Origin of the sequence: Halopseudomonas salegens (assembly GCF_900105655.1) — a bacterium.
Classification (GTDB): Bacteria; Pseudomonadota; Gammaproteobacteria; order Pseudomonadales; family Pseudomonadaceae; genus Halopseudomonas; species Halopseudomonas salegens.
This window is the reverse complement of the sequence record NZ_LT629787.1, coordinates 2,326,116-2,349,119: the sequence shown is the minus strand read 5'-3', so window position 1 is coordinate 2,349,119 and position 23,004 is coordinate 2,326,116. Positions and strand designations below refer to the sequence as shown.

Here is a 23,004-nt window from a genome sequence, read left to right as displayed (position 1 = left end):
ACTGGACGCTGTTTGGTGTCCCGGCTGCACTGTGGTCATGCATGCGGTCCCAAAGCCATGAGTTTGCCTGCCAACACTGGAGTTTTTATGAGCAAGAATACACCCCGGCTGAGTTTCGCTGCTCGGCTGACCCTGATGCTGGTAGGCCTGATACTGGTATCCATTGTTACCATTTCCAGCCTGATCATGATGTCGTACCGGGCCTCCTTCACTACCGCGACCCTCGACCAGCTGCAGACCATGGGTGGGCTCAATGCCCAGTCCTTCGAAGACTGGGCGCAGGCGCGGCAGGATGAGATGCGCTACCTGGCGGACCTGAATGCCAGCGTGCATGGAAACCTCGATGAGCTGGAACATCTGCTGGAGCGGATCGCCGATGCCCAGGGGTTTTATGACACCATCTTCTTTGTCGGCCCCGATGGGCGCGGGGTCGTGGGTGTTGCCCATGATGGTCGTACGCGAGTGATGCGCCGAAGTGAGGCAGCAGAATTCAATGTGGCCGACCGGGCCTGGTTCAAACAGGCTATCAGCGGTCAGGATACCTTTTCGCAGCCGGTGGTTTCCCGTGCTACCGGCAATCGCGTGTCGACGGTAGCCATTCCGGTACGCCGGGGCGGCGAGATCGTTGGCGTCATGCGTGGGGCGGTGATGGTCGACACCATCATCGAACGCGTAGCCGAACTTGATCGCTCGGCGGGTACGGAAATTTTCCTGCTCGACAGCAAGGGTGAGCCGGTGACCACGGCTGACTCATTGCGTGGCGTCAGTGGCCAGGTCGATACCGAAGCGGGTCAGGCCATGGCCAACGGGCGCAGCGGGGTAGGCCAGTATGCCAATGCAGCGGCAACGCCGGTGATCGGGAGTTACACCTATCTCCCCATGCTGGGCTGGGGGCTGGTGGTAGAAACCGAAGCCTCGGTCGCCATGGCTGAACTCAATCGCATGATGTGGCTGATCATTGGCGTATCGCTGGTGATTATCGTTGTCGCCGTCGGCATCTGTTTGCTGATGGTGCGCTCGGTCCTGCGTACCCTGGGTGGGGATCCCCAATACGCGGCTGATGTCGTGCATCAAGTGGCGCAGGGTGACCTGACGGCAACAATCACGCTCAAGTCGGGGGACGACAGCAGTCTGCTGGCTTCCATCCGGACCATGCAGGCGAGCCTGCGCACCATGCTTGGCGAGGTCAACCAGTATTCCGAACAGGTCGCCGCCGCGGCGACCGAGCTATCGCAAATCAGCGAAGAAACCGAAGCCGGCATGCAGCAGCAGACGACCCAGATCAACAGCGCAGCGGCAGCAATGAATGAAATGACCGCTACGGTGGAAGAAGTGGCGAGCAATACCCTGCGGGCGGCGGACAGCGCCCGGGAAGTCAGCGGCAATGCCAATAACGGCCGCGTCGTGGTCGGCAATACCGTGACTGCGATCAACCGTCTGGCGGATGAAATTGAAAACGCCACCACGGTGGTCGCCGAGCTCAAGCAAGACAGCGACCGCATTGACAATGTGTTGCAGGTCATCGAAAACATTGCCGAGCAGACCAACCTGTTGGCGTTGAATGCGGCTATCGAGGCAGCCCGGGCCGGTGAGAGTGGGCGCGGTTTTGCCGTCGTTGCCGATGAGGTGCGCTCACTGGCCAGTCGTACCAAGGATTCGACCACCGAAATCCAGTCGACCATCGAGAAGTTGCAGGCTGGCGCGTCACGGGCAGAGCAGGTGATGCAGGTCAGTCGGGAAAGTGCGCAAGGCACGGTTGAACACGTGGGTGAGACCGGCGAGTCGCTGGAAAGTATCGCCAAGGGTGTCTTGTTGATTGATGAAATGATGCAGCAGATTGCCAGTGCGGCGGAAGAGCAGACTGCCACCGCGCGTGAAATCAATCAGAACATCCACGGCGTCAATGATGTAGCCCAGCAAACCAGTCACAGCGTGGAGCAATCGACCCAGGCCAGCGAGGCGCTGGCCAAGCTGGCTGAGCAATTGCGTGCTCTGGTGCAGCAGTTCCGCGTCTGACGGTGTCAGCAGCGTGGATCAGAGCGGGGGCCTTGATGGCCCCCGTTGATGTTTCAGGGCAGCGGAAAATGACGCTGCAAAAAGTCCAGCAGCAAGTGATTGACCGGTTCCGGTTGTTCCGCCTGAATCCAGTGCCCGCAGTCAGCTATCTGATGCTGCTCGACGCGGGGTACCACACTGGGCATTTTCTTGATGGTGTAGGCTTCCAGTTGGCCCACCGGGTCACGGTCGCCAATCACGAACAGTGCCGGTTGCTCGATCTTGCGGCCAGCCAGGTCGGCGGTGCGTTCCCAGTTGCGTTCAAAGTTGCGGTACCAGTTGATGGGGCCATGAAAGCCCGATCGTTCAAAGGTATCCACATAGACCTGAAAGGCGTCCGGCGGGCACCAGACGGGTGGCTCGCCGGAGTCTTCCCGGTCATCCAGCCAGCGGGCATCGGCCGGTTTGTCCTGCACCAGAGAATTGCCGGCATCAGTGGATGACATGCCATGCATGATCACCCGCATGGTGCGGGGGATATTTTCCGCCAGTTCTGCTTCGGCGCGCTCCGGCTGCTGGAAGTAGAGCATGTAATGGAACTTGTCCTGATACAGCTCGCGCATCACCTCGATTGCCGGCCGCTTCGGTCGGCCGCCATAGGGTACTGACAAGCCGCCGACTACCGCCACCCGTTCGGGTTCCAGCAGGGCCAGGTGCCAGGCGACCGGTGCACCCCAGTCGTGTCCGATCATCGCCACCCGCTGTTGGCCCAGCTTGTCCATGGCCTGCTGAATGTCGCCGCACAGGGTAATGATGTCGTATGCCTCGGCAGCCTGGGGGGCACTGGTACGGCCGTAGCCACGCATTTCCGGGGCCATTACCCGGTAACCGGCAGCACTGAGGGCTGCTATCTGGTGTCGCCAGGAATACCAGCATTCGGGAAAGCCGTGCAGCAGCCAGACCACGGGCCCGCTAACCGGGCCTGCGCTGTACAGGCTGAGTTGAATACTGTCGAGTTGCAGCATCTGGTGTTCAAAGGTCGGCATGTCGGCACTCTCCCCGGTAAAAAAGCCCCATGCGGTCGGGCCATGATTGCCGCCAGCTTACGTCAGCCAGTGCCCGGCTGCATCAGCTATCGGGCAGCTGAATATCGCGCTGTTCAGTACGCAGAGTCGAGTAGGCCTGCTCCAGTTGCTGCAACAGATATTCACCGCCGATCGGTGCCTGGCGAGAGACCACCATCTGCAGAGGGATGCGTTCCAGTGGCCGCTGACGCAGTTGCTCGGCGAGTTCCGGTTGTTGCTGAAACAGTTGCTGCATGGGGGCCTGGTAGTTGATCAGAAAATTGGCACGACGGTGCAGCAGCATCCCGACAGCCCCTTCATGCTGGTGGGAGTAACGCGGTGTAATCTGGTTCGCCGGTGAATTGATCACCTGCATGATGCCTGGCGAGTAGTCGTAGCCGCTGAGCATGATCACTTCCTGACCATGCAGGGCATCGGGCCAGACCGGAGCTGGCGAGTCCTTGCGGTGATACAGGTTGATACTGATATGCGCCAGAGACTGATCACCGACGAAGGTATGGTCGCGCAAGTCGCTTTTGCCATCGATGCCCGGCCACAGGTGCACAGCCCCATCCTGCAGCCCCAGGCTCAGGCGGCTGATCGGCAGCATGCGAAACTGGGCGGTGAAACCCGCCTCGTCGAGAATTTGCTCCATCAAGGGGATAAAAAGCCCACCAATGTCACCCGTCTCGGTGGTGTAGGAATAGGGCGGGAATTCAATCAGGCCCACGGTAATGCGATGGCGGCCATCAGCATCCGGTACCAGGGGCAGCGAGTCCGCCCACAGGTGGTTGGCGGTCAGGGCAAATGTCAGGGCGAGTGTAAACAGCAGTCGGAGCATTGAAATACGAATTATTGTTCTGATGAATGGCGTCTGCCACGGCAGTTCACCTTAAAGTGACCTATCTTGTAAAGGTATATCGCTAACGGGTAGTTCAAGGAATGAAGAAAATGCGCAATAGCGGCTTGCCGGTGCAATGGATGCTGGCTGGCGGTATCGTTCTCAGTCTGCTGGCGGTCATGCTGGTTACCGTGGTTCAGGGCTATCGCGGAACCAGTGCTGCCATGCTGGCCGCCGCCGAGGATTCGGCGCGGCAACTGGCGGTGATCATGGATGAACGGGCCGGTCGTCTGATCAGCCCGGCGGAAAATACCCTGCATGCCTTGGCGCATGATCCATTGGGTGCCGCTACCGATATTGAACAACGCCTGGAGCGATTACCCCTGCTGGTCGAGGTGTTGACGGCGAACTCCACCCTGAGTGCGGTTTTCATCGGCTATGCCAATGGCGAATTTCTGCTGGTCCGCCCGCTGCAAGGGCGCAATCCGGCGCTGGCACAGGCCCCTCCCGAGCAGGCAGCCTATCTGGTCCAGAGCATGCATTATGGCGATGATCAACAGCTCCGGGGGCACTGGCAGTTCTATGATGCCGAGCTGACTGTGCTGCCGGGGCAGGCTGAAGCTGAATACCGCTTCGATCCACGTACCCGCCCCTGGTACCAGCAGGCCAGAGAGACCGGTGAACTGCTGCTGACGGAACCCTATGTGTTCTTTACCACCGGTGAAGTCGGCCTGACCATGGCCTTGCCGAGCAAGGTGGGCGATGCAGTCATTGGCCTCGATGCTGCCCTGGGTGATCTGGCCAGCGAACTCCACGATATGCGCATGACACCGGGCAGCGAAGTTGCCGTGGTTGATGCCGACGGCCGGGTGCTGGCCTACCCGGACCTGGAGCAGATCCTGAAACAGCAGAACGGCAGTTTTCGATTGGCCGGACTGTCAGAACTGACCAACCCGGCCTTGCACACTCTCTCCGGGCAGGTGGCCCTGCGGGCGGATCAGAGTGAGCCCGTCAGCTATGTGTCGGATAACGCGACCTGGTATGGCATCAGCTTGCCGCTGGCGGCCTTTGCCGATTCCGGGGTGCATGTTCTGATCGCCATTCCCGGCTGGGAATTGCTTGCCGGCGCCCGTGACATCCTGCTTGATCAGGCCATCTGGGCGCTGGCCATTATGCTGGTCATATTGCCGCTGGGCTGGAAATTCGGGCGGCGTCTGGGGGAGCCGTTGAGTGAATTGGCCGAGCAGGTGCGTGCATTCAGCGACTTCGATTTTACCCAGCCCCCGCGCGTGCGTTCGCGAATCAGGGAGGTCAACCACCTGAGCGTGCTCATGGGGCGCATGGGTTCGGCGATTGACCATTTTCAGCAGATCACGCTGGCGCTGAGTCATGAGCCGCACCTGGAGCAAATGCTCGACGAGGTCATGGAGCATCTGGTGGCCACAGCTGAAGGACGCAGCGGCGCCGTGTATCTGTGCAATGAAACGGATACCCGGCTCAACTGCAGCAGTCGCTACCAGGGAGCCCATTACCCTGACACCTTTGTGCTGGACGAGGCGTTCCGCAACGCCCCGGAAGAGCAGCTGTTGCATCGCCTGGATGCCGATCACAGCTATCTGGTGGTGGCCTTGCATGACCGCCACAAGGCCTTGCTCGGTTTGCTGGTCGTGGAGCTCTCGGTGCAACTGGAAGGCGACTTTCGGCAGCGCCTGCAGCGCTTTGTGCAGGACCTGTCCGGCACCCTGTCGGTGGCCATTGAAACGCGCATCCTGTTTGCCGGCCAGCAGCGACTGCTGGATGCAATGATTCGCTTGCTGGCCGATGCGATTGATGCCAAGTCACCCTACACGGGCGGGCACTGCGAGCGCGTGCCACAGCTGGCGAAGATGTTGCTGTCCAAGGCCGAAGCAGCGCGGGAAGGCGCGTTGGCGGATTTCAACATGAACGAGGATCAGCATTACGAGTTTCATCTGGCGTCCTGGCTGCATGATTGTGGCAAGATCACCAGCCCGGAATATGTGGTCGACAAGGCCACCAAGCTGGAAACCATCTACAACCGTATCCATGAAATCCGCACCCGCTTCGAAGTGCTCTGGCGCGATGCCGAGCTGGACTGTCTGCGCGCCCAGCTGAGCGGTGGCGATGGTGAGCAGTTACGCCAGGATTGCCGGGCAGTGCAGCAGCAATTGCAGGAAGAGTTTGCCCTGGTTGCCAAGGCCAATATCGGTGGCGAAGCCATGTCAGATGAGCAGGTTGCCGAACTGGAACAGATTGCCCAGCGGCGCTGGCTGCGCCACTTTGACAATCGCCTGGGGCTGTCCCTGGCCGAGCAGGCGCGCATGGCAGAGATCCCGACGCAAGACTTGCCGGTCAGCGAGGGCTTGCTGGCTGACCGTCCGGAGCATATTTTTCCCTGGGGCGACAAAAAGCCACCGGTCGAGCGGGATAATCCGGCCAACCACTGGGGCTTTGATATGGCATTGCCCGAGCACGCCATGCACCTGGGGGAACTGTACAACCTGCGCATCAGTCGCGGCACCCTGACGCCGGAAGAACGCTTCAAGATCAATGATCACATCGTGCAGACGTTGATCATGCTGGAAAGCTTGCCATTCCCGCGTTACCTGCAACGGGTACCGACATTGGCAGCCACTCACCACGAAACGCTGGATGGTCGGGGTTACCCGCGCCGGCTGACTGCCGAGCAGTTGGGTGTGCCGGAGCGGATTATGGCGATTGCAGATATTTTCGAAGCGCTCACCGCTGCCGACCGGCCCTACAAGGAGGCCAAGACCCTGTCGGTATCACTCGGTATTCTGGTCAGCATGGCCGAACAGCAACACGTGGATGCCGATCTGTTGCACCTGTTCATTGCCGGGGGTGTCTATCGCCAGTACGCGGAACAGTTTCTGCAACCCGAGCAATGCGATACGGTGGATGAGGCCGGTTTGCTGGCCCGCCTGGAAGCGCTGATCAGTGGCTAGAGCCAGCCCAGTTGCATGCCCAGGCAGCTGAGGCTTATCAGCAGGGCAAGGCTACTGATGGTGATGGCAATCGCGGGGAGCAGCAGGGGGGTGCGGCTACCCTCGGACGCTGGCGGTGCCTGCTCTGCGGTGTCCAGCTGGATGCTGCGGCAGGGGGCTGAAGGCCGGGGTTCCGTAGTCGGCTCGGTCGGGTCGGGTACGCCCTGCATCAACTGCATCACGCGCTCAACCAGGTGGTGATCAAAGCGGTAAGGGTCAAAGCGCTCGAATCCATGCTCACTCATCAAACGGCTCATGCTCTGATCCAGGGGAACATATTTCATGTTCCAGTCCGGGAATGACAGGCGCTTGATCGGTTCGCTGGCAAGAATTTTCAGATCGGTATGCCGCTTGTCTTTCAGCAGGGTCCGGTACAGTGCCTCGACCTTGTTGCGCTCACCCTCCAGGCACTGAAAGAAGCAGCTGTCGCCGTAATACAACATGCCCACCAGACCATTGTTGCGGTTGTTGCGCCGGGAAACAGAAAGAATGCGTGAAACCGTAGGTTCAACGCCGTCTGCCGCTGGCAGAGTGTCGAACGTTGCCCGGCTGATGTAGATGATGCGAACCAGCTCTGTCATGTGATGCCTTGTACTACGTAGGTAATGAGAGTGCAGAATAGGCTTTTATGTCGGTATTATGGCAACCTTTGTATTTCAAGACACGTCCAGGTTGCAAGACCGGAGAATAACAATGACCAGACTGCCGGTATTTACCGAGTCAGCCAACCTGGCACGCCGTATTGGCGTGGTTCTGGGATCGGTATTGGTAACAGCAGGATTTTGTATCGACGTATTGGTTCGTGCGGCTTTCCGCCGCCTCGACCGGTCACGGGTTGATCGCTATACCCGTCGGTGGGCAGCGCTGTTGCTGCGCCTGGTGCGCATGGATCTGCACGTCGTGGGGCAGGCACCGGAGCTCAACGATGGTCGGCGTTACATTATTCTCTGCAACCATGCCAGTCACTACGATATTCCGGCCATATTTGCCGCCATGCCGGGTTCGATCCGCATGCTGGCCAAGGCCGAGCTGTACCGCATTCCCTTGCTCGGCATCACCATGCGTACCGCAGAATTCCCCTCGATCAACCGGCGCAAGCGTAACCAGGCGCTGAAAGATCTGGACAAGGCGCGGGCGATGATGGAATCGGGCATTGTGCTCTGGGCTGCGCCGGAAGGCACGCGATCGCTGGGCGGTGAATTATTGCCGTTCAAGAAGGGCTGCTTTCATCTGGCGCTGGATACCGAAGCGGTGATCATTCCGGTCGGTATTCGCGGCATCAGCAAGGTGCTGCCGGCCAGAAGCTGGCGTTTCAACCTGGGCCAGCCAGTGTCGGTGCATATCGGTGAGCCGATCGATACGCGCGATTACTCGCGCGCTGAACTGGAATCGCTGATGCTGACTACCCGGCACTCCATTCAGGGTTTGATGGGAGAGGTGCTGGATGATCAGTTGGAGTCAGGCGTCGGGCTGGCAGTGCGCGATCAGTCGCTGACGACCGCATGCAAATGAAATTGCGCGCCCTCGTGCTCCAGCGGGCGTAGCTGCTGTTCGCAGTAGACAAGTTCGGCGCTCAGTTGCGCCAGATCGGCACCCTTGAGTTCGCGTGGGTGATTGCGAGCCAGGTGATTGAGCATGGCTTCCAGGGTAATCATGCCGGCGGCGACGGGAAACCACTGCATGTCTTCCAGCGCGCAGACCAGGCCGGTTTCGGGGTCAACGCTGCGGTTGACTGTTTCCGATGCTTCCAGCAGCGCTTCGGCATCCTGCAATTCAAGCTCGGTAATATCCACGAACTGACTCAGGCTGCCTGCGCCCAGCGCCTTGCCCAAACGATCAAGCCCATCCAGACAAGCCGTCAGCGCGGGCAGGGGCTCGGGGTGGCGGGTAAAGTGGCGCTCATTCAGCGTGGCGAGATGCAGGCAGGCGGGCAAGGTGGTGTTGGCTCCAGTCAATCATTGTCGGTCGGATAGCTTACCGCGCCCGCTTGCCAGCCGCCACCCAGGGCCCGGAACAGATCGACACTGGCCAGCAGTTGCGCCGCACGGACCTGGGCCAGATTGTCCTGGCTGCTGTACCAGGTGCGCTGGGTATCCAGCAGGGTTTGCAGATCGATGGCACCGGAGCGGTAGCGGATCTCGGCCAGTTCCAGAGCGCGGCTGGCCTCGGCTTCGGTGGCGGCCAGGTATGCGGCGCGCTGGCGGGTCTGGTCGACATTGCTCAGGGCGTTGTCAACATCGATAAAAGCCGTCAGCAGGGTGCGCTGATAATCGATCAGCAATTCGTCCTGACGGGCACGGGTCTGGGCAACGCGAGCGCGCAGGCGGCCACCCTGGAAGATGGGCTGGCTCAGGCCGGCGGCCAGGTTCCAGGCGGTGACCGGGTTATTCACCAGACTGGACAGCGCCAGGCTTTGTGCGCCGTATTGCCCGGTCAACTGGATGCTCGGGTACAGGGCGGCACGGGCGGCGGTCAGATCGGCATTGGCCGCTTGCAGGCGGGCTTCGCTGGCACGGATGTCCGGCCGGCGCTGCAGCAGGCTGGCCGGCAGGCCGGGGGCAATCTCGGGTACCTGCAAGTCGGCCAGCAGTGCGGGTGCTGACTCCGGCAGCTCGGCATCCGGGCCCTGGCCGATCAATAGCGCCAGGGCGTTGCTTTGCTGGCGGTATTGCTGGCGCAGGGTGGGCAAGCCGGCTTGCAGCTGGGCGACCAGCGTACGCTGCTGGCTGACTTCCAGACTGTCGATCGCACCCAGGCGATAGCGGTTTTCCACCAGCTCGAGCACCCGTTGGGCATTGGCCAGGCTGTCTTCGGCCAGTTGCAGACGGCGGCGGGTTTCCAGACGCTGGAACCAGGTGCTGGCCACGCTGGCTTCGATGGTCAACAGCAGACTGGCATGATCAAACTCGCTGGCCAGCAGGCTGGCGCGGCTGGCATCGCGTTCCGCGCGCAGGCGGCCCCACAAGTCCACTTCATAACTGGCATTCAGGTTGCCGCTGTAACTGTTGCGGCTGCTGTTGCCGTCGCTGTCAGTGCGTTCGCTGTCGCTGCGGTTGGCACCCAGTCCGGCACTGAGCTGGGGTAACAGGCTGGCGCCGCTTTGTTGCAATTGCGCATCGGCCTGTCGCAGCCGGGCGATGGAGCTGGCGATATCCAGGTTGGCGCTCAGTGCCTGTTGTTGCAGGGTCTGTAGCTGGGCTGACTGCCAGGCCGTCCAGTCGGTTGTTTCGAGCTCGGCGCTGCTCTCGGTTGACCAGTGGGCCGGTGGCGCAATGGGTTGTTCCGGCAATGGCGTTTGCAGGGCGCAGGCGCTCAGGGTCAGGCTGGCGAACAGGCAGGCAAGGAGTCTAGTCAGCATTCAGGGCTACCACGGGGTCAAGGTGAGCGGCCTTGCGCGCCGGCATGAAACCAAAGATCAGGCCGGTGGCAAAGGCACAGGCAAAGGCGAGAATGACCGGGCCGCTGGTGAACTGGATGGCGGTGCCCAGAGCCTGCAGGCCGGCAGCAAAGGCCAGCCCGAAGAGCACGCCCAGCGCGCCGCCAATGGCGGAAACCACCATCGCCTCGACAATAAACTGCTGCAGGATATTCCGCGTGCGGGCGCCGGTGGCCATGCGAATACCGATCTCGCGGGTGCGTTCGGTCACGTTCACCAGCATGATGTTCATCACCCCGATGCCGCCAACCAGCAGCGAGATGGCCGCAATCGAGCCGAGCAGTACGGTAAAGGTATTCTGCGTCTGCGCCACATTGTCGATCAGCGAGGCCATATTGCGAATCTGGAAATCTTCCACCCCGGCGTGGGCCTGAATCAGGGTTTGTCGCACAGCTTCCTGGGTCTGGTCGGCCAGACCCAGATCATCCACCATCACGGTAATGGTGTTCAGGTGCCGCTGGCCAATCAGCCGCAGGCTGCCAGTGTTCAGGGGTACCAGCACCACATCATCCTGGTCGCTGCCCCAGGGTGTTGCGCCTCGTTCGCTCATCACGCCGATCACCTGGAAAGGCACGTTGTTGATCAGCACATAGTCGCCCAGCGGGTCCTGGTCACCGAACAGGTTGTTCACCACTGTTTGCCCGAGCACGGTCACGGCGGCGTAACGGGCATTGTCCTGCTGGTCGAGAAAGACGCCGTTGGCGACCGGCCAGCTGCGTGCCAGCGGCAGATCGGGGCTGGTGGCGGTCACGCTGGTCTGATAATCGGTATTGCCGAAGCGCAGGGTGGCGCGGCCGCTCATTTCCGGTACGGCGGCGCGCACATTGTCCACCTGGGCAACCAGTTCGGCATCTTCCGGCATCAGGGTATTGGTCGAGCCATCCACCGAGCGGCGGGTATTGGGTGCGCCGGGGCGGACCAGCAACAGGTTGGTACCCATGGCACTGATGCGGTCGACCACTTCTTTCTGTGCGCCATTGCCGACGGCGAGCATGACCACGACCGACGCCACGCCGATCACGATGCCGAGCAGCGTCAGCACGGTGCGAAACAGGTTGGCGCGCAACGCACGCAAAGCCATGCGTACCGCTTCCAGGGTGTCGCCGAGCAGGCCGCGTATCGGGTGCTCCTCGGCCGGCGATTGCGGGGCGGCGGGTTGCTCGCTGCGGCTGCCGCTGTCGGCAATGATCTGACCGTCGGCAATCTCGATCAGCCGATCGGCATGGGCGGCGACCTTCGGATCGTGGGTGATGACGATCACTGTCTTGCCCCGTTCATGCAGCTGCTTGAGCAGCGCCAGTACATCCTTGCCGCTCTGGCTATCCAGCGCGCCTGTGGGTTCGTCGGCCAGCAACACGCGGGCATCGTTCATCAGCGCGCGGGCGATGGATACCCGCTGTTGCTGGCCGCCGGACAGTTGGCTGGGACGGTTGCGCAACCGCTCACCCAGACCCAGCTCGGTCAGCAGACGTTCAGCCCGACGGTGCCGGGCTTCGCGCGGCATGCCGGCATAGATCGCCGGTACTTCGACATTCTCCGTGGCACTGGCCGAGGGGATCAGGTTGTAGCTCTGAAAAATAAAGCCGAAGGTTTCCCGCCGCAGGCTGGCCAGGGCGTCCTTGTCCAGTTGGGCAATATCGCGGCCCTGAAACAGGTACTGGCCGGTGCTGGGTTTGTCCAGGCATCCGAGGATGTTCATCAGGGTCGATTTGCCGGACCCGGAAGCGCCCATAATGGCAACGAACTCACCGGGCTGAATGCTCAGCGAGACATCCGTCAGCACCGTGGTGGCCAGCTCGCCGTTGCGATAGGTACGGCTGATATCGCGCAGCTCGATCAGGGGCGTATTCATCTCAACGCATCCGCCGTGGCATGCCTTCACTGCCGCTGGCTGCGTCCAGTGGCTGGCTGGTAATCACCTGCTCGCCCTCACTCAGCCCCTCGAGAATTTCCGCCACCACCCGGGTACGCACGCCGGTGCGCACTTCGCGCTCTTCTACCGCGCCTTGATGCAGAACGCGCACCCGAAAACGGTCACGGCTGTCGGCGTTGGGCAACGGTTGCAAGGCAGCAATCGGAACGGTCAGTACGTCTTCGGCGGCGGCGCGCACAAAAAACACCTGGGCGCTCATCTTCGGCAGCAGTTCGTTATCCGGGTTGGGTACATCGAACAGGGCGTTGAACAGCACCACATTGTTGATGATTTCCGGGGTTGGCAATATCTGCCGCAGGCTGCTTTCCCAGCGGCGCTGGGGCTGGCCAAGGGTGGAAAAGTACACCGGCATGCCCGGCTCGATGCGGCTGATATCCGCTTCGGATACCTGGGTGCGCACGGTCATGGTGGCCAGGTCGGCAATCTGTACCACGACCGGCGCGGTCTGGTTGGCATTCAGGGTCTGGCCCTGATTGGCAAACTGCTCTACCACGGTACCCGCCATGGGGGCGTAGATCCGGGTGTAATTGAGGTCGGCCTGATCGCCCTTGAGGCCGGATTCGGTCTGGCGAATCTGCGCCTGCAAGGCTTCGATCTGGGCATTGGCCGAGAGCAGCGTGGCTTCGGCAGTCTGCAGGGCTTCTTCGCTGGTGGCATCAAGGGCAAACAGCTCGCGCTGGCGTTCCGCTTGCAGGCGGGCGAGGGTCTGCTGGGCCCGGCGATCCGTCAGCTGCGCACGCTGGTTGGCCAGCTGTGCGGTACTGGCTTCGACGCGGGCCAGGTAAATTGTCGAATCGATTTCAGCCAGCAGATCACCCTCGCTGACCTGGTCGCCGGGTTCGACATGCAACTGTTTCAGCTGGCCGGACACCTGGGTGCCAACGTCCACCGAGTTCAGCGGCTCCAGGGTACCCAGCGCAGTGATGCTGTCTTCCACATCGCCCCGGGTGACGCTGGCCGTGGTGTATTGCGGCGTATTTTGCTGATTGGCATGCCACAGATAACCGGCCACCAGCAGGGCGCCAACAAGCAATAACAGCAGTAACCACCAATAGGAACGACGAGACGCAGACATGGACTATCCAATCAACTGAAAACTGCGCCTAGTGTAATCGGAAGGGGCCACTGTTGTGCCGGCGTTGGGTAAAGACTGTGTAAATCCCTGTGTGAGGTCGGCTCACACCGCCTTGCCGGTCACTGAAGCGCGTTCGGACAGTTCGATCCAGGTGCCATCCGGGTCGCGGATAAAGGCAATCCGGGCGGTGCTGCCAAGGGTCACCGGGTCGCGGCCATTGCTGGCTCCGGCGGCCAATGCGGCCGCGTGGGCTGCATCGCAGTCAAACACCTGCAGCGTCAGATAGCGCAGGCCGATAGCGGCCAGGGGTTGCTCCTGCTCGGCTGGCGAGTCGGCCTGCTCAAGCAGCAGGATGGCTTCACCCGCTTGCAGCCGGGCCGGGCTGATCAGCTTGCAGCCCAGCGCCCGCTGGTAAAAATCGGCACTGCGGGCCGGGTCGGCCACGGCCAGACGCACGGCCAGGCCATGAATGTCATCATGCCCCGACGGCACGCGGGTGATCCGGTTGCCGTCGGGGTCCTGCAGGGATTCCACCTGCTGGCAGTCAGGGTGCGCCACCAGCAGTTCGCGGATCGGCCCCCGGGCTGTCGGCAAGGGATCGCGGGCATCGTTCAGTTTGAGTACGGCGCTGCCCACCTGAAAGCGGTGCTGCAGCACGCCGCCGCCCAGCTTCAGGCTGTGATCGAAGGGAAGGGCGATGCGTTCGCTCCAGAAGCTGTGGTGCGCGGCAGCCTGGTTGCTGAACAGGCCGACATCGAAAAAAGCTTTGGCTAGTTGCATGGATTGTCCCCCGGTAATCCGAAAAGGTCAGTCTACCCGTGGTCAGGCGGTTTGCGCGCTATGCCGGTGTATTCACTGGCCGCATTATTCCAGCCAGCGATACAGGGTGCGGCGGGTGATACCCAGAATTTCTGCGGCTTTGCGCTTGTTGCCGCCAGTGGACTGCAAAACGCGCTGGATATGCAACCGCTGCACCTGTTCCAGGCTTTGCAGGTCGTCCGTCAGCACGGCAGGGCTGGTCAGATCCTGCTCCACCGTGGCGGTCAGGTCAGCGCTGCACGGGGTACCGTTGTAGTCACGGATGCGCTGAGGCAATTCCGGTACATCAATCCATTCGCTGGTGCAGAAGGTTGCTGCCCGCTCAACTGCATTTTGCAGTTCGCGCACGTTGCCGGGAAACGGGTAGCTGTTGAGCAAGGTGGTAGCGGCATCAGTGAAGCCGCGCAGACGGATGTTCTGCCGACTGTTCACCTGCGCCAGAAACACCTTGGCCAACAACATGACATCGCCCGTGCGCTGACGCAGCGGTGGAATCTGCAAGGCAAAGGTTTCCAGCCGGTAGAACAGGTCTTCCCGAAAGTCACCGGCCGCCACTGCTGCAGTCAGATCGCGATTGGTGGCGCCGATCACGCGCACATCAACCTGGATTTCATGGTCACTGCCGACCGGGCGAATATGCCCGTCCTGCAGCGCGCGCAGCAGCTTGGCCTGCAGCGTCAGCGGCATTTCCCCCAGCTCATCCAGCATCAGGGTGCCGCCGTTGGCCTGTTGAAACAGCCCGGCCCGTTGCTGACGGGCGCCGGTAAAGGCGCCGGCGGCATGGCCGAAAAACTCGCTTTCCATCAATTCGCCGGGAATGCCGCCACAGTTGACCGTCAGGTAGGGTTTGCCGGCGCGGCAGCTTTGCTCGTGCAGGGCACGGGCGACCAGCTCCTTGCCGGTACCGCTCTCTCCCTGGACCAGAACGGGGCCTTCGGCGGTAGCAATCTGACGGATCTGGTGAAACAGCTGCTGCATGGCCGGGCTCTGGCCAATGATGCCGTGAAACTGGTCGGCCGCCAGCAGCTCGCGATAGTGCTGCACTTCATCGCGCAGCTGGCGGTTGTCCAACAGGCGTTTGACCGTGAGCAGAAAGTGATCCATTTCCAGCGGCTTGGTGAGAAAGTCGTCCGCCCCCACCTTGAGCGCCTGCACCGCCTGCTGTACCGAACCAAAAGCGGTGATGATCAGAATCGACGGCGGCGGTTGCAACTGGCTGCAATGACTGACCAGGCTGAGGCCGTCAGCCCCGGGCAGGCGCAGATCACTGACCACCAGTGCCGGGGTGTGTTCACGCAGGTGTTCAACGGCGCTTTCGGCATCGCCACAGGCAGCTACCTGATAGCCTTCGGCTTCCAGTTCTTCGGCCAGCAACTCGCGCAGGCTGGCATCATCTTCAACCAGCAGAATGGCTTCAGCTTTCGGCATGCGGGGTCTCCGGTCGGGTGAGTGGCAGGCTCAGGGTGGCGCGGCAACCGCCCAGCGGGCTGTGCCCGAGCTGCAAGCTGCCGGCATGCTCTTCCGCGACGCTGTTGACGATGGCGAGGCCAAGGCCAGTGCCTTCGCCCGGGGATTTGGTGGTGTAAAAGGGTTCCAGCAAGCGTTCGATCGGACCGTCCGGCAGGCCGGGGCCGTCATCGTCGATGTGCATGTGCAGCCAGTCGGCATCGGCTTCCACGCTGATGCCGATCTGCCCGTCGGCGGCCTGCAGGGCATTGCGACACAGGTTGAGCAGGGCCAGTTCAAGGCGGCCATCATCGGCGTAAACGGGGGGTAAATCGTCCGGCAGCTGGCAGTGCATCTGTTTGCCGGCAGCATCCAGTTCCGGTTGCAGTGCGCTGTGCAGCCCCTGCAACAGCGGCAGCAGAGTCTGGGTCCGCGGCTCGGTGGCCGCCGGGCGGCAGTAGTCGAGCAACTGGCGTACCGTGCGGGTCAGCCGGGCGACCTGATCACGAATACCTTCCAGCTGGCGCTGTTGCTGCGGGTCGTCACTCAGGCTGGTTTGCAGGCGCCGGGCGCGACCATCAATCACACTCAATGGCGCTCCAAGCTCATGGGCGATGCCGCGGGCCATACTGCCGATGGCGGCCATTTTTTCGTTGTCCTTGAGACGGGCCAGCAGCTCGGTTTCGGCCTTGCGATGCTGCTCCAGGTTGTCCTGCGCCTGTTCGATGCTGTCGAGCATCTGGTTCAGCCCCTCACCCAGCGCGGCGACTTCATTGGGGCCTTCAAGAGCTGCGCGGTGGGCGTGGTCGCCCTGGGCTACGCGCTGCATGTGCAGCAGCAGTTTGTCGACATGGCGGCCGATGCTGCCGTAGTGGCCGAGCAGAACGGCACAGAGGATCGTCAGGCTGAGCAGCCCCCAGACCAGCCAGGCAATAATCTGCAATTGCGACAACGCCTGCCCGAAATCACTGGCGCGACGGGTAATCTGGATCATGCCCTTGATCTGGCCGCTGGTATCGAACAGCGGCTCGAAGTGGGAAAACAGCTCGCGCCCGCCGACCCGGCTGAAGGCTTCCTGTTGTTTGCCCGTGGCGACGATGCGGGTGGGGATGGACGTGCGGCTGAGGTCGGTTTCGGTGATTCCGGCAGACGCGATACGGTTGCCGTCAACATCGAATACCGATGCGCCATACACCTCGCCAAGCACGAACACCGAGCCGAGCGCGAGCTCGATTGCCTGGCTATCGTTTTGCGACAGGGCGGCCCCGACCGGGATGCTGATGGCGCGGCCGATCAGTTCAAGGTCATTCTTCAGTCGCTCTTGTTGGTAGTCACCTGCCTGGCCCAGGCCGAAGCGAATGCCCAGTGCGGTGAGCAGCACCAGGGGCAAGACAACGAACAGCAACAAGCTGCGTTGAACGGTGTTCAGACGCAGACCTGTGTTGAATATGAACGGATATAATTTTCTCATGTGTAAAAAAGATACATGAATGGGTGGGTTTTAACCAGCCAGGCGCGTGCCGCGATATCGCCTTTATTCGGTAAATTCGATAAAATTCAATCAGATAGGTAGTTTTCTAGAAAGTTGGCACGCTATCTGAATAGTATTTGATAACTTTAAACGGAAAGGAGAACACCTATGATGAACTTGAAAACATTGACCGCTGCAGTCGCTCTGGCCACCTTTGGCATGGCATCTACCGCTGCCATGGCACAAGCGTCAGACCCGGCCCAGCAGCCGCCCAGTGGCATGCCTGCACAACAAGCAGCTGCCGAGCCAGTGAGCGATGAAGATCTGCAGAACTTCGTCGATGCCGCCAGCGAAGTCAACGAAATCCGTGACGAATTCACTGGCCGTCTTGAAGGCGTAGAAAGCCAGGAAGAAGCACAGGCTTTGCAGATCGAAGCCCAGGAAAAAATGGTTGAAGCCGTTGAAGATTCAGGCATTGAAGTCAACCAGTACAACGAGATCGCTACTCGCCTGCAGGCTGACCCAGAGCTGCAAGAGCGCGCTGAAGCCATGAACTGAGTTGTTTGGATTCCAGTTCTGAAAACCGCCCGGTTCGCCGGGCGGTTTTTTTGTGCGCGTGGGTAAATAGCCTTTTAAGGTTGTTTTTAACGCTGCTGCTGGGACCAGGGTAGTTCTGCATGATGGTATTCGGGGCGGGCGGCCAACCCGGCTCGCAAATGATCAATCAACAGGCGCACCTTGGGCGAGAGGTGACGTTTTTGTGGGTACAGCGCCCAGACACCGGTGTGGGGTGGCTGATGCTGGGGCAGCAGGGCGTGCAGCTTGCCGTCGGCGATGGGTTGCTGCACGTAGTAGTCGGGCAGTTGGCACAGGCCGAGTCCGCGCAGGGCGGCATCGAGTACGGCGCGGCCACTGTTGCAGCGCAGGTTGCCGTGTACCCGTATCGGTGTTTCGCGGCCATTCTGGTCGAAGCTCCAGATGTCGCTGCTGCCAATCAGGCAGTTGTGCCGGTTCAGTTCGGACAGGCTGTGCGGGGCGCCATGTTGTTGCAGGTAGCCAGGAGCGGCGCACAGGTACATGTTGCGCGGTGCCAGGCGGGTGGCGATCAGGTTGGAGTCCTGCAGGCGACCGAGGCGGATGGCCAGATCGAAACTGCCATGCAGCAGGTCGAGGGTCTGGTTGGTCAGTTGCATGTCGATCTGCAGTTTGGGGTGGCGCTGCATGAAGTCAGTAACCAGGGGCATGATAAAGCTTTCGCCGTAGGCCACGGCGCAGGTGAGGCGCAGCAGGCCCTTGGGTTCGCCGCCGAGATCGCTGACGGCCTGGATGGCTTCGTCACGGGCATCCAGCAGGTGGCGGCAGTGTTGCAGGAAGGTATGGCCGGCTTCGGTGAGGCTGACCTGGCGCGTACTGCGGTAGAACAATCGGGTTTGCAGGCGTTCTTCGAGGCGGGCGATTTGCCGGCTGACATGTGAGGTGGAGACGCCCAGTCGCTGGGCGGCGGTACTGAAGTGGCCACTGTCGGCGACACTGACAAAGGCGTCAAAACCTTCCCACGGATCCATGATTATCCCTGTATGGCAATAATGTTTTGATAATTGGCTGATTATTATCTGTGAGTGAGTCTACTACACTGCTATCAATTAAACGCTTCGTGTCGGTTAAACCCTGATTAGTCGTGTTTCGGTGTTAAGCGGCATTGCCAGCGCCCTGCCTCAGACACGCTACGAGCCGTCCCTGGGGCTCGTCGATGCACGTCCTTGTGCATCGACGGTCTGAGGCAGGGCGCTGGCAACACCGCTTTCAGATTCTGTGCATTCATCAGTGTTTAGCTGAGCTGTGAACTTAATCCCATCACTATTTTGGAGCCTCACATGATCAAGTCCCGTGCCGCAGTAGCTTTTGAAGCCGGCAAACCGCTGGAAATCGTCGAAGTGGATGTGGCGCCGCCGCAGCGTGGTGAGGTGCTGGTGCGTATTGTCGCCAGCGGTGTTTGCCATACCGATGCCTTTACCCTGTCCGGTGAAGACCCGGAAGGCATTTTTCCGGCGATTCTGGGCCATGAAGGTGGCGGCATTGTCGAGGCGGTGGGTGAAGGGGTGACCGAGCTGGCAGTCGGTGACCATGTGATTCCGCTGTATACCGCCGAGTGCCGTGTCTGCAAGTTCTGCACATCGGGCAAGACCAATCTGTGCCAGTCGGTGCGAGCGACGCAGGGCAAGGGCGTGATGCCGGATGGTACCTCGCGTTTCTCATACCAGGGCAAGCCGATCTATCACTATATGGGGTGCTCGACCTTTTCCGAGTACACGGTGCTGCCGGAAGTCTCCCTGGCGAAGATCCCCAAGGATGCGCCGCTGGAGAAGGTGTGTCTGCTCGGCTGCGGCGTGACCACCGGGATTGGCGCGGTATTGAACACCGCCAAGGTGGAAGAGGGCGCAACCGTGGCCATCTTCGGGCTGGGTGGTATTGGCCTGGCAGCCATTATCGGCGCGACCATGGCCAAGGCGTCGCGGATTATTGCGATTGATATCAACCCCGACAAGTTTGCCATTGCCAAAGAACTGGGCGCGACCGAGTTTGTGAACCCCAAGGAGCATGACAAGCCGATCCAGGAAGTCATTGTCGAGATGACCGATGGCGGGGTGGATTACTCCTTTGAGTGCGTGGGTAATGTGCAGCTGATGCGTGCCGCGCTGGAGTGCTGTCACAAGGGCTGGGGCGAGTCGACCATTATTGGCGTGGCGGGTGCCGGGCAGGAGATCAGCACACGGCCGTTCCAGTTGGTCACCGGCCGCGTCTGGCGTGGCAGTGCCTTTGGCGGCGTGAAAGGGCGCACCGAATTGCCCGGCTATGTGGAAAAGGCCCAGACCGGCGAGATTCCGCTGGATACTTTCATCACCCACACCATGGGGCTGGAAGATATCAACAAGGCCTTTGAGCTGATGCATGAAGGCAAGAGCATTCGTTCGGTGGTGCATTTCTGAACGCGACCACAGGAGCAACTATGACGACCTCTCTGGAACTGGTGTCAGCCAACAAGTGTTTTGGTGGCTGGCTCAAGCGCTACCGGCATCCGTCGGCGGTGTTGAACTGCGATATGGTATTTGCCGTGTATTTGCCGCCGCAGGCGGATCAGGGCAAGCCCTTGCCGGCGTTGTACTGGCTGTCGGGGCTGACCTGTACCGACGAGAACGTGATGCAGAAGTCCGGCATCCAGCGCCTGGCGGCAGAGCTGGGCATGGTGGTGGTTGCGCCGGATACCAGCCCGCGTGGCGACAAGGTGCCGGATGATGCAGACGGCGCCTATGACTTTGGCCTGGGCGCAGGGTTTTACGTCAATGCCACCCAGCAGCCCTGGGCACGGCATTACCGCATGTATGACTATGTAGTGGACGAGTTGCCGGCGCTGATCGAGGCGCACTTTCCGGTGTCGGACCAGCGCAGCATCAGCGGCCACTCCATGGGCGGCCATGGCGCATTGGTCTGTGCATTGAAAAACCCCGGTCGCTATCAGTCGGTATCGGCCTTTGCGCCGATCAGCAGCCCCTTGCATTGCCCCTGGGGGCACAAGGCGCTGGGCAATTACCTGGGGCCGGATCGGCAAGCCTGGAAGGACTGGGACGCCTGCGAGTTGATCGCTCGCGCCGAAGAGCGCTTGCCGCTGCTGGTCGACCAGGGTGAAGACGACAACTTCCTGGTCGAGCAGCTCAAGCCGGAATTGCTTGAGGCCGCAGCAAATCAGCACAACCACCCGCTGACCCTGCGCCGGCAACCGGGCTATGACCACAGCTATTACTTTATCGCCAGCTTCCTGCCGGAGCACATGCAGCATCATGCGGCGGCATTAGGCTGCTAGGGCGTTGCCAGCAGTCTGGCTGACGGGAGGCGCTGTGCAGCGCCGACCATTTTGCTAGACTGCGCGCCTTGTTCGCCCTTTACGCGGGCGTTGACGGAGAAAAGGCATGGCAACAATCGAAGTGGTGGCGCTGTACAAGTTCGTCACCCTGGAAGACTATCAGGCACTGCGCGAGCCCCTGCTCACGCAAATGCTCGACAATGGCGTCAAGGGCACGCTGCTGCTGGCGCAGGAAGGCATCAATGGCACCATCGCCGGTGAACCCGCCGGCATGGCGCGGGTACTCGACTGGCTGCGCAGCGACGCGCGGCTGACCGATCTGGGCTACAAGGTCTCGGTCTGTGACGAGATGCCCTTCTACCGCACCAAGGTCAAACTGAAAAAAGAGATCGTCACCCTGGGCGTACCCGGCGTAAACCCCAACGAGCGTGTGGGCACTTACGTCGAAGCCAAGGACTGGAACGACCTGATCAGCGACCCGGAAGTGCTGTTGATCGACACCCGCAATGATTACGAAGTGTCCATCGGCACCTTCGAACAGGCGGTAGACCCCAAGACCAAATCCTTCCGCGAGTTCCCGGAGTACATCCAGCAACACTTCGATCCCGCCAAACACAAGAAAGTGGCCATGTTCTGTACCGGTGGCATCCGCTGTGAAAAAGCCTCCAGCTACATGCTGCAGCAGGGCTTTGACGAGGTGTATCACCTCAAGGGCGGCATCCTCAAATACCTGGAAGAGGTGCCCGCCGAGCAGACCAAGTGGCAGGGCGAGTGTTTCGTGTTTGATAATCGGGTTACTGTGGGGCATGACCTGGCGCCGGGCGAGTACGACCAGTGCCACGCTTGCCGCCACCCGATTTCAGCGGCAGACAAGGCCTCCGAGCAATACGAGGAAGGCGTCAGCTGCCCGCACTGCTATGACAGCCTGCCGGAAAAAACCCGCAAGCGGGCAGAAGAACGCCAGCGGCAGATTCGGTTGGCCCGTCAGCGCAACCAGCCACACCCGATTGGCTTGCCGCAGCAATTGGCATCGCCAAACCAGAACCCGGACTGAGGAAAAGCCCATGTCCCAGCGCCTGATCTACGTAATGGACCCGATGTGTTCCTGGTGCTGGGGCTTTGCGCCGGTGATCGAGCAGATCGTGCAAGCCGGCGAGGTGCCTGTGCACCTGGTTGCCGGTGGCCTGCGGTCAGCCCGTGAACCGCTGGATACTGCCACCCGCGACGCGCTCAATGAGCACTGGATCGCCGTCGCCGACGTCTCCGGCCAGCCCTTTACCTCGATAGACGCCTTGCCGGCAGACTTTTGCTATAACACCACCCCTGCTTGCCGCGCACTGGTCACCGCACGTGGGCTGGATGCCAAAAAGGTCTGGCCGCTGGTGCAAGCCATGCAATCGGCCTTTTATGCCCGCGCCGAAGACATCACCGTCACCAGCACCCTGGTGGCGCTGGCTGAATCGGCAGGCTACAAGGCACAGCGCTTTGCCGAAGCCTACGACGCGGAAGCCAGCCTGGCCGGCCTGGCCAGTGATATCAACTGGGTAGGGGATCTGGGTATCAGCGGCTTCCCGACCCTGCTGGCCGAGCGCAACGGCCAACTGGCCCTGTTGGCCAACGGTTACCAGCCCCCCGAAGCCGTGCAATCACTGCTCGAGCGCTGGCTCGCCGCCGGGGCAAAACAAGCCGTCTGATGCTCACCACCGCAATACATCTGCTGCTGCATGCCCTGGTACCCGGACTGGTCGCCTGGTTCGGTTACCGCAGCATCTGGCTCAAAGCCTGGCTGATCATGCTGGCCACCATGCTGGTCGACCTCGACCACCTGCTCGCCACCCCCATCTTCTCTCCCGACCGCTGCTCCATCGGTTTTCATCCCCTGCACACCTGGCCCGCCATCGGCATCTACCTGCTGATGTGCACCTGGCGCCCGACACGCCTGATCGGGCTCGGGCTGGTCATTCATATGGCCCTGGATCTCAGCGGCTGCTGGCGCATGGCAGGCTTTCCGCCGTTCTGAGTGCACAACAATCCGAGCAAGA

Annotated in this window: 20 protein-coding genes; 9 read left to right on the top strand and 11 right to left on the bottom strand. The window is 61.1% G+C overall.

The genetic code is table 11. The annotated features are described in order from the left end of the window. The first annotated feature begins 87 nt into the window (after window positions 1-87). Entirely contained in the window at window positions 88-2,016 is a 1,929-nt protein-coding gene (locus BLU07_RS10725; protein ID WP_092386784.1) for a methyl-accepting chemotaxis protein, read from the top strand. A 53-nt stretch (window positions 2,017-2,069) separates the two neighbouring features. Here BLU07_RS10725 and BLU07_RS10720 read toward each other — a convergent pair whose 3' ends face one another. Both BLU07_RS10720 and BLU07_RS10715 read right to left on the bottom strand, forming a co-directional pair. Further along, window positions 2,070-3,041, bottom strand: coding sequence for an alpha/beta fold hydrolase (locus tag BLU07_RS10720; protein WP_092386782.1), 972 nt, complete (start codon window positions 3,039-3,041; stop codon window positions 2,070-2,072). A gap of 82 nt (window positions 3,042-3,123) precedes the next feature. After that, complete coding sequence (locus tag BLU07_RS10715; RefSeq protein ID WP_092386781.1) at window positions 3,124-3,900, bottom strand: substrate-binding periplasmic protein; 777 nt, start codon at window positions 3,898-3,900, stop codon at window positions 3,124-3,126. 110 nt (window positions 3,901-4,010) lie between these two features. Between BLU07_RS10715 and BLU07_RS10710 the strand changes: the two genes are divergently transcribed. Continuing rightward, complete coding sequence (locus BLU07_RS10710; protein ID WP_092386776.1) at window positions 4,011-6,884, top strand: HD domain-containing phosphohydrolase; 2,874 nt, start codon at window positions 4,011-4,013, stop codon at window positions 6,882-6,884. Here the strand turns inward: BLU07_RS10710 and BLU07_RS10705 are convergent. After that, the gene (locus BLU07_RS10705; protein WP_092386775.1) at window positions 6,881-7,504 is read right to left on the bottom strand and encodes a BLUF domain-containing protein; all 624 of its coding nucleotides are present in this window, start codon (window positions 7,502-7,504) and stop codon (window positions 6,881-6,883) included. The two genes, BLU07_RS10710 and BLU07_RS10705, sit on opposite strands and share 4 nt — an antisense overlap. 112 nt (window positions 7,505-7,616) lie before the next feature. On the opposite strand from BLU07_RS10705, the gene BLU07_RS10700 reads away from it, so the two are divergent. Further along, window positions 7,617-8,435: a lysophospholipid acyltransferase family protein gene (locus BLU07_RS10700; protein WP_092386774.1), complete on the top strand. Its 819-nt coding sequence runs from the start codon at window positions 7,617-7,619 to the stop codon at window positions 8,433-8,435. Here BLU07_RS10700 and BLU07_RS10695 read toward each other — a convergent pair. From BLU07_RS10695 to BLU07_RS10665, 7 genes are all read right to left on the bottom strand, one after another. Beyond that, window positions 8,408-8,878, bottom strand: a complete 471-nt coding sequence (locus tag BLU07_RS10695; RefSeq protein WP_157719184.1) for a hypothetical protein — start codon at window positions 8,876-8,878, stop codon at window positions 8,408-8,410. The two genes, BLU07_RS10700 and BLU07_RS10695, sit on opposite strands and share 28 nt — an antisense overlap. Beyond that, the gene (locus BLU07_RS10690; protein WP_092386770.1) at window positions 8,875-10,281 is read right to left on the bottom strand and encodes an efflux transporter outer membrane subunit; all 1,407 of its coding nucleotides are present in this window, start codon (window positions 10,279-10,281) and stop codon (window positions 8,875-8,877) included. Before BLU07_RS10690 ends, BLU07_RS10695 begins: the two co-directional genes overlap by 4 nt. After that, window positions 10,271-12,211 carry a MacB family efflux pump subunit gene (locus BLU07_RS10685; RefSeq protein ID WP_092386768.1) on the bottom strand — a complete coding sequence of 647 codons (1,941 nt, stop codon included), beginning with the start codon at window positions 12,209-12,211 and terminating at the stop codon, window positions 10,271-10,273. Before BLU07_RS10685 ends, BLU07_RS10690 begins: the two co-directional genes overlap by 11 nt. 1 nt (window position 12,212) lies before the next feature. Next, a complete protein-coding gene (locus BLU07_RS10680) occupies window positions 12,213-13,367 on the bottom strand; it encodes an efflux RND transporter periplasmic adaptor subunit (protein WP_092386766.1) in 1,155 nt (384 codons plus the stop codon). Between the two features lie 102 nt (window positions 13,368-13,469). Next, window positions 13,470-14,147: a VOC family protein gene (locus BLU07_RS10675; RefSeq protein ID WP_092386764.1), complete on the bottom strand. Its 678-nt coding sequence runs from the start codon at window positions 14,145-14,147 to the stop codon at window positions 13,470-13,472. An 84-nt stretch (window positions 14,148-14,231) separates the two neighbouring features. After that, window positions 14,232-15,614: a sigma-54-dependent transcriptional regulator gene (locus BLU07_RS10670; RefSeq protein ID WP_092386762.1), complete on the bottom strand. Its 1,383-nt coding sequence runs from the start codon at window positions 15,612-15,614 to the stop codon at window positions 14,232-14,234. Then, window positions 15,601-17,103: a sensor histidine kinase gene (locus BLU07_RS10665; protein WP_092386760.1), complete on the bottom strand. Its 1,503-nt coding sequence runs from the start codon at window positions 17,101-17,103 to the stop codon at window positions 15,601-15,603. Before BLU07_RS10665 ends, BLU07_RS10670 begins: the two co-directional genes overlap by 14 nt. Window positions 17,104-17,271: 168 nt before the next feature. On the opposite strand from BLU07_RS10665, the gene BLU07_RS10660 reads away from it, so the two are divergent. Further along, window positions 17,272-17,661 carry a DUF4168 domain-containing protein gene (locus tag BLU07_RS10660; RefSeq protein ID WP_197674997.1) on the top strand — a complete coding sequence of 130 codons (390 nt, stop codon included), beginning with the start codon at window positions 17,272-17,274 and terminating at the stop codon, window positions 17,659-17,661. 86 nt (window positions 17,662-17,747) lie between these two features. On the opposite strand, the gene BLU07_RS10655 is transcribed toward BLU07_RS10660, so the two are convergent. Then, on the bottom strand, window positions 17,748-18,668 hold the full coding sequence (locus tag BLU07_RS10655; protein ID WP_092386758.1) for a LysR family transcriptional regulator: 921 nt from the start codon (window positions 18,666-18,668) through the stop codon (window positions 17,748-17,750). Window positions 18,669-18,977: 309 nt separating this feature from the next. On the opposite strand from BLU07_RS10655, the gene BLU07_RS10650 reads away from it, so the two are divergent. The 5 genes from BLU07_RS10650 (at window position 18,978) to BLU07_RS10630 (ending at window position 22,982) form a co-directional block, all read left to right on the top strand. Then, complete coding sequence (locus BLU07_RS10650; protein ID WP_092386756.1) at window positions 18,978-20,090, top strand: S-(hydroxymethyl)glutathione dehydrogenase/class III alcohol dehydrogenase; 1,113 nt, start codon at window positions 18,978-18,980, stop codon at window positions 20,088-20,090. Between the two features lie 20 nt (window positions 20,091-20,110). Beyond that, complete coding sequence (gene fghA, locus BLU07_RS10645) at window positions 20,111-20,962, top strand: S-formylglutathione hydrolase (RefSeq protein ID WP_092386754.1); 852 nt, start codon at window positions 20,111-20,113, stop codon at window positions 20,960-20,962. Window positions 20,963-21,068: 106 nt separating this feature from the next. Then, on the top strand, window positions 21,069-22,016 hold the full coding sequence (gene trhO, locus BLU07_RS10640) for an oxygen-dependent tRNA uridine(34) hydroxylase TrhO (protein WP_092386752.1): 948 nt from the start codon (window positions 21,069-21,071) through the stop codon (window positions 22,014-22,016). Between the two features lie 10 nt (window positions 22,017-22,026). Next, window positions 22,027-22,656 (top strand): DsbA family protein, encoded by a 630-nt coding sequence (locus BLU07_RS10635; RefSeq protein ID WP_092386750.1) that lies wholly within the window; start codon window positions 22,027-22,029, stop codon window positions 22,654-22,656. Next, on the top strand, window positions 22,656-22,982 hold the full coding sequence (locus BLU07_RS10630) for a DUF6122 family protein (RefSeq protein WP_092386748.1): 327 nt from the start codon (window positions 22,656-22,658) through the stop codon (window positions 22,980-22,982). The genes BLU07_RS10635 and BLU07_RS10630 overlap by 1 nt, the downstream gene beginning before the upstream one ends. The last annotated feature ends 22 nt before the right edge of the window (window positions 22,983-23,004 follow it).

What these genes read in the sequence shown, in the direction of transcription:
- BLU07_RS10725 (WP_092386784.1), top strand. Translation starts at nt 88, where the DNA reads ATGAGCAAGAATACACCCCGGCTGAGTTTCGCTGCTCGGCTGACCCTG.
- BLU07_RS10720 (WP_092386782.1), bottom strand. Translation starts at nt 3,041, where the DNA reads ATGCCGACCTTTGAACACCAGATGCTGCAACTCGACAGTATTCAACTC.
- BLU07_RS10715 (WP_092386781.1), bottom strand. Translation starts at nt 3,900, where the DNA reads ATGCTCCGACTGCTGTTTACACTCGCCCTGACATTTGCCCTGACCGCC.
- BLU07_RS10710 (WP_092386776.1), top strand. Translation starts at nt 4,011, where the DNA reads ATGCGCAATAGCGGCTTGCCGGTGCAATGGATGCTGGCTGGCGGTATC.
- BLU07_RS10705 (WP_092386775.1), bottom strand. Translation starts at nt 7,504, where the DNA reads ATGACAGAGCTGGTTCGCATCATCTACATCAGCCGGGCAACGTTCGAC.
- BLU07_RS10700 (WP_092386774.1), top strand. Translation starts at nt 7,617, where the DNA reads ATGACCAGACTGCCGGTATTTACCGAGTCAGCCAACCTGGCACGCCGT.
- BLU07_RS10690 (WP_092386770.1), bottom strand. Translation starts at nt 10,281, where the DNA reads ATGCTGACTAGACTCCTTGCCTGCCTGTTCGCCAGCCTGACCCTGAGC.
- BLU07_RS10685 (WP_092386768.1), bottom strand. Translation starts at nt 12,211, where the DNA reads ATGAATACGCCCCTGATCGAGCTGCGCGATATCAGCCGTACCTATCGC.
- BLU07_RS10680 (WP_092386766.1), bottom strand. Translation starts at nt 13,367, where the DNA reads ATGTCTGCGTCTCGTCGTTCCTATTGGTGGTTACTGCTGTTATTGCTT.
- BLU07_RS10675 (WP_092386764.1), bottom strand. Translation starts at nt 14,147, where the DNA reads ATGCAACTAGCCAAAGCTTTTTTCGATGTCGGCCTGTTCAGCAACCAG.
- BLU07_RS10670 (WP_092386762.1), bottom strand. Translation starts at nt 15,614, where the DNA reads ATGCCGAAAGCTGAAGCCATTCTGCTGGTTGAAGATGATGCCAGCCTG.
- BLU07_RS10665 (WP_092386760.1), bottom strand. Translation starts at nt 17,103, where the DNA reads ATGAGAAAATTATATCCGTTCATATTCAACACAGGTCTGCGTCTGAAC.
- BLU07_RS10660 (WP_197674997.1), top strand. Translation starts at nt 17,272, where the DNA reads ATGATGAACTTGAAAACATTGACCGCTGCAGTCGCTCTGGCCACCTTT.
- BLU07_RS10655 (WP_092386758.1), bottom strand. Translation starts at nt 18,668, where the DNA reads ATGGATCCGTGGGAAGGTTTTGACGCCTTTGTCAGTGTCGCCGACAGT.
- BLU07_RS10650 (WP_092386756.1), top strand. Translation starts at nt 18,978, where the DNA reads ATGATCAAGTCCCGTGCCGCAGTAGCTTTTGAAGCCGGCAAACCGCTG.
- fghA (WP_092386754.1), top strand. Translation starts at nt 20,111, where the DNA reads ATGACGACCTCTCTGGAACTGGTGTCAGCCAACAAGTGTTTTGGTGGC.
- trhO (WP_092386752.1), top strand. Translation starts at nt 21,069, where the DNA reads ATGGCAACAATCGAAGTGGTGGCGCTGTACAAGTTCGTCACCCTGGAA.
- BLU07_RS10635 (WP_092386750.1), top strand. Translation starts at nt 22,027, where the DNA reads ATGTCCCAGCGCCTGATCTACGTAATGGACCCGATGTGTTCCTGGTGC.
- BLU07_RS10630 (WP_092386748.1), top strand. Translation starts at nt 22,656, where the DNA reads ATGCTCACCACCGCAATACATCTGCTGCTGCATGCCCTGGTACCCGGA.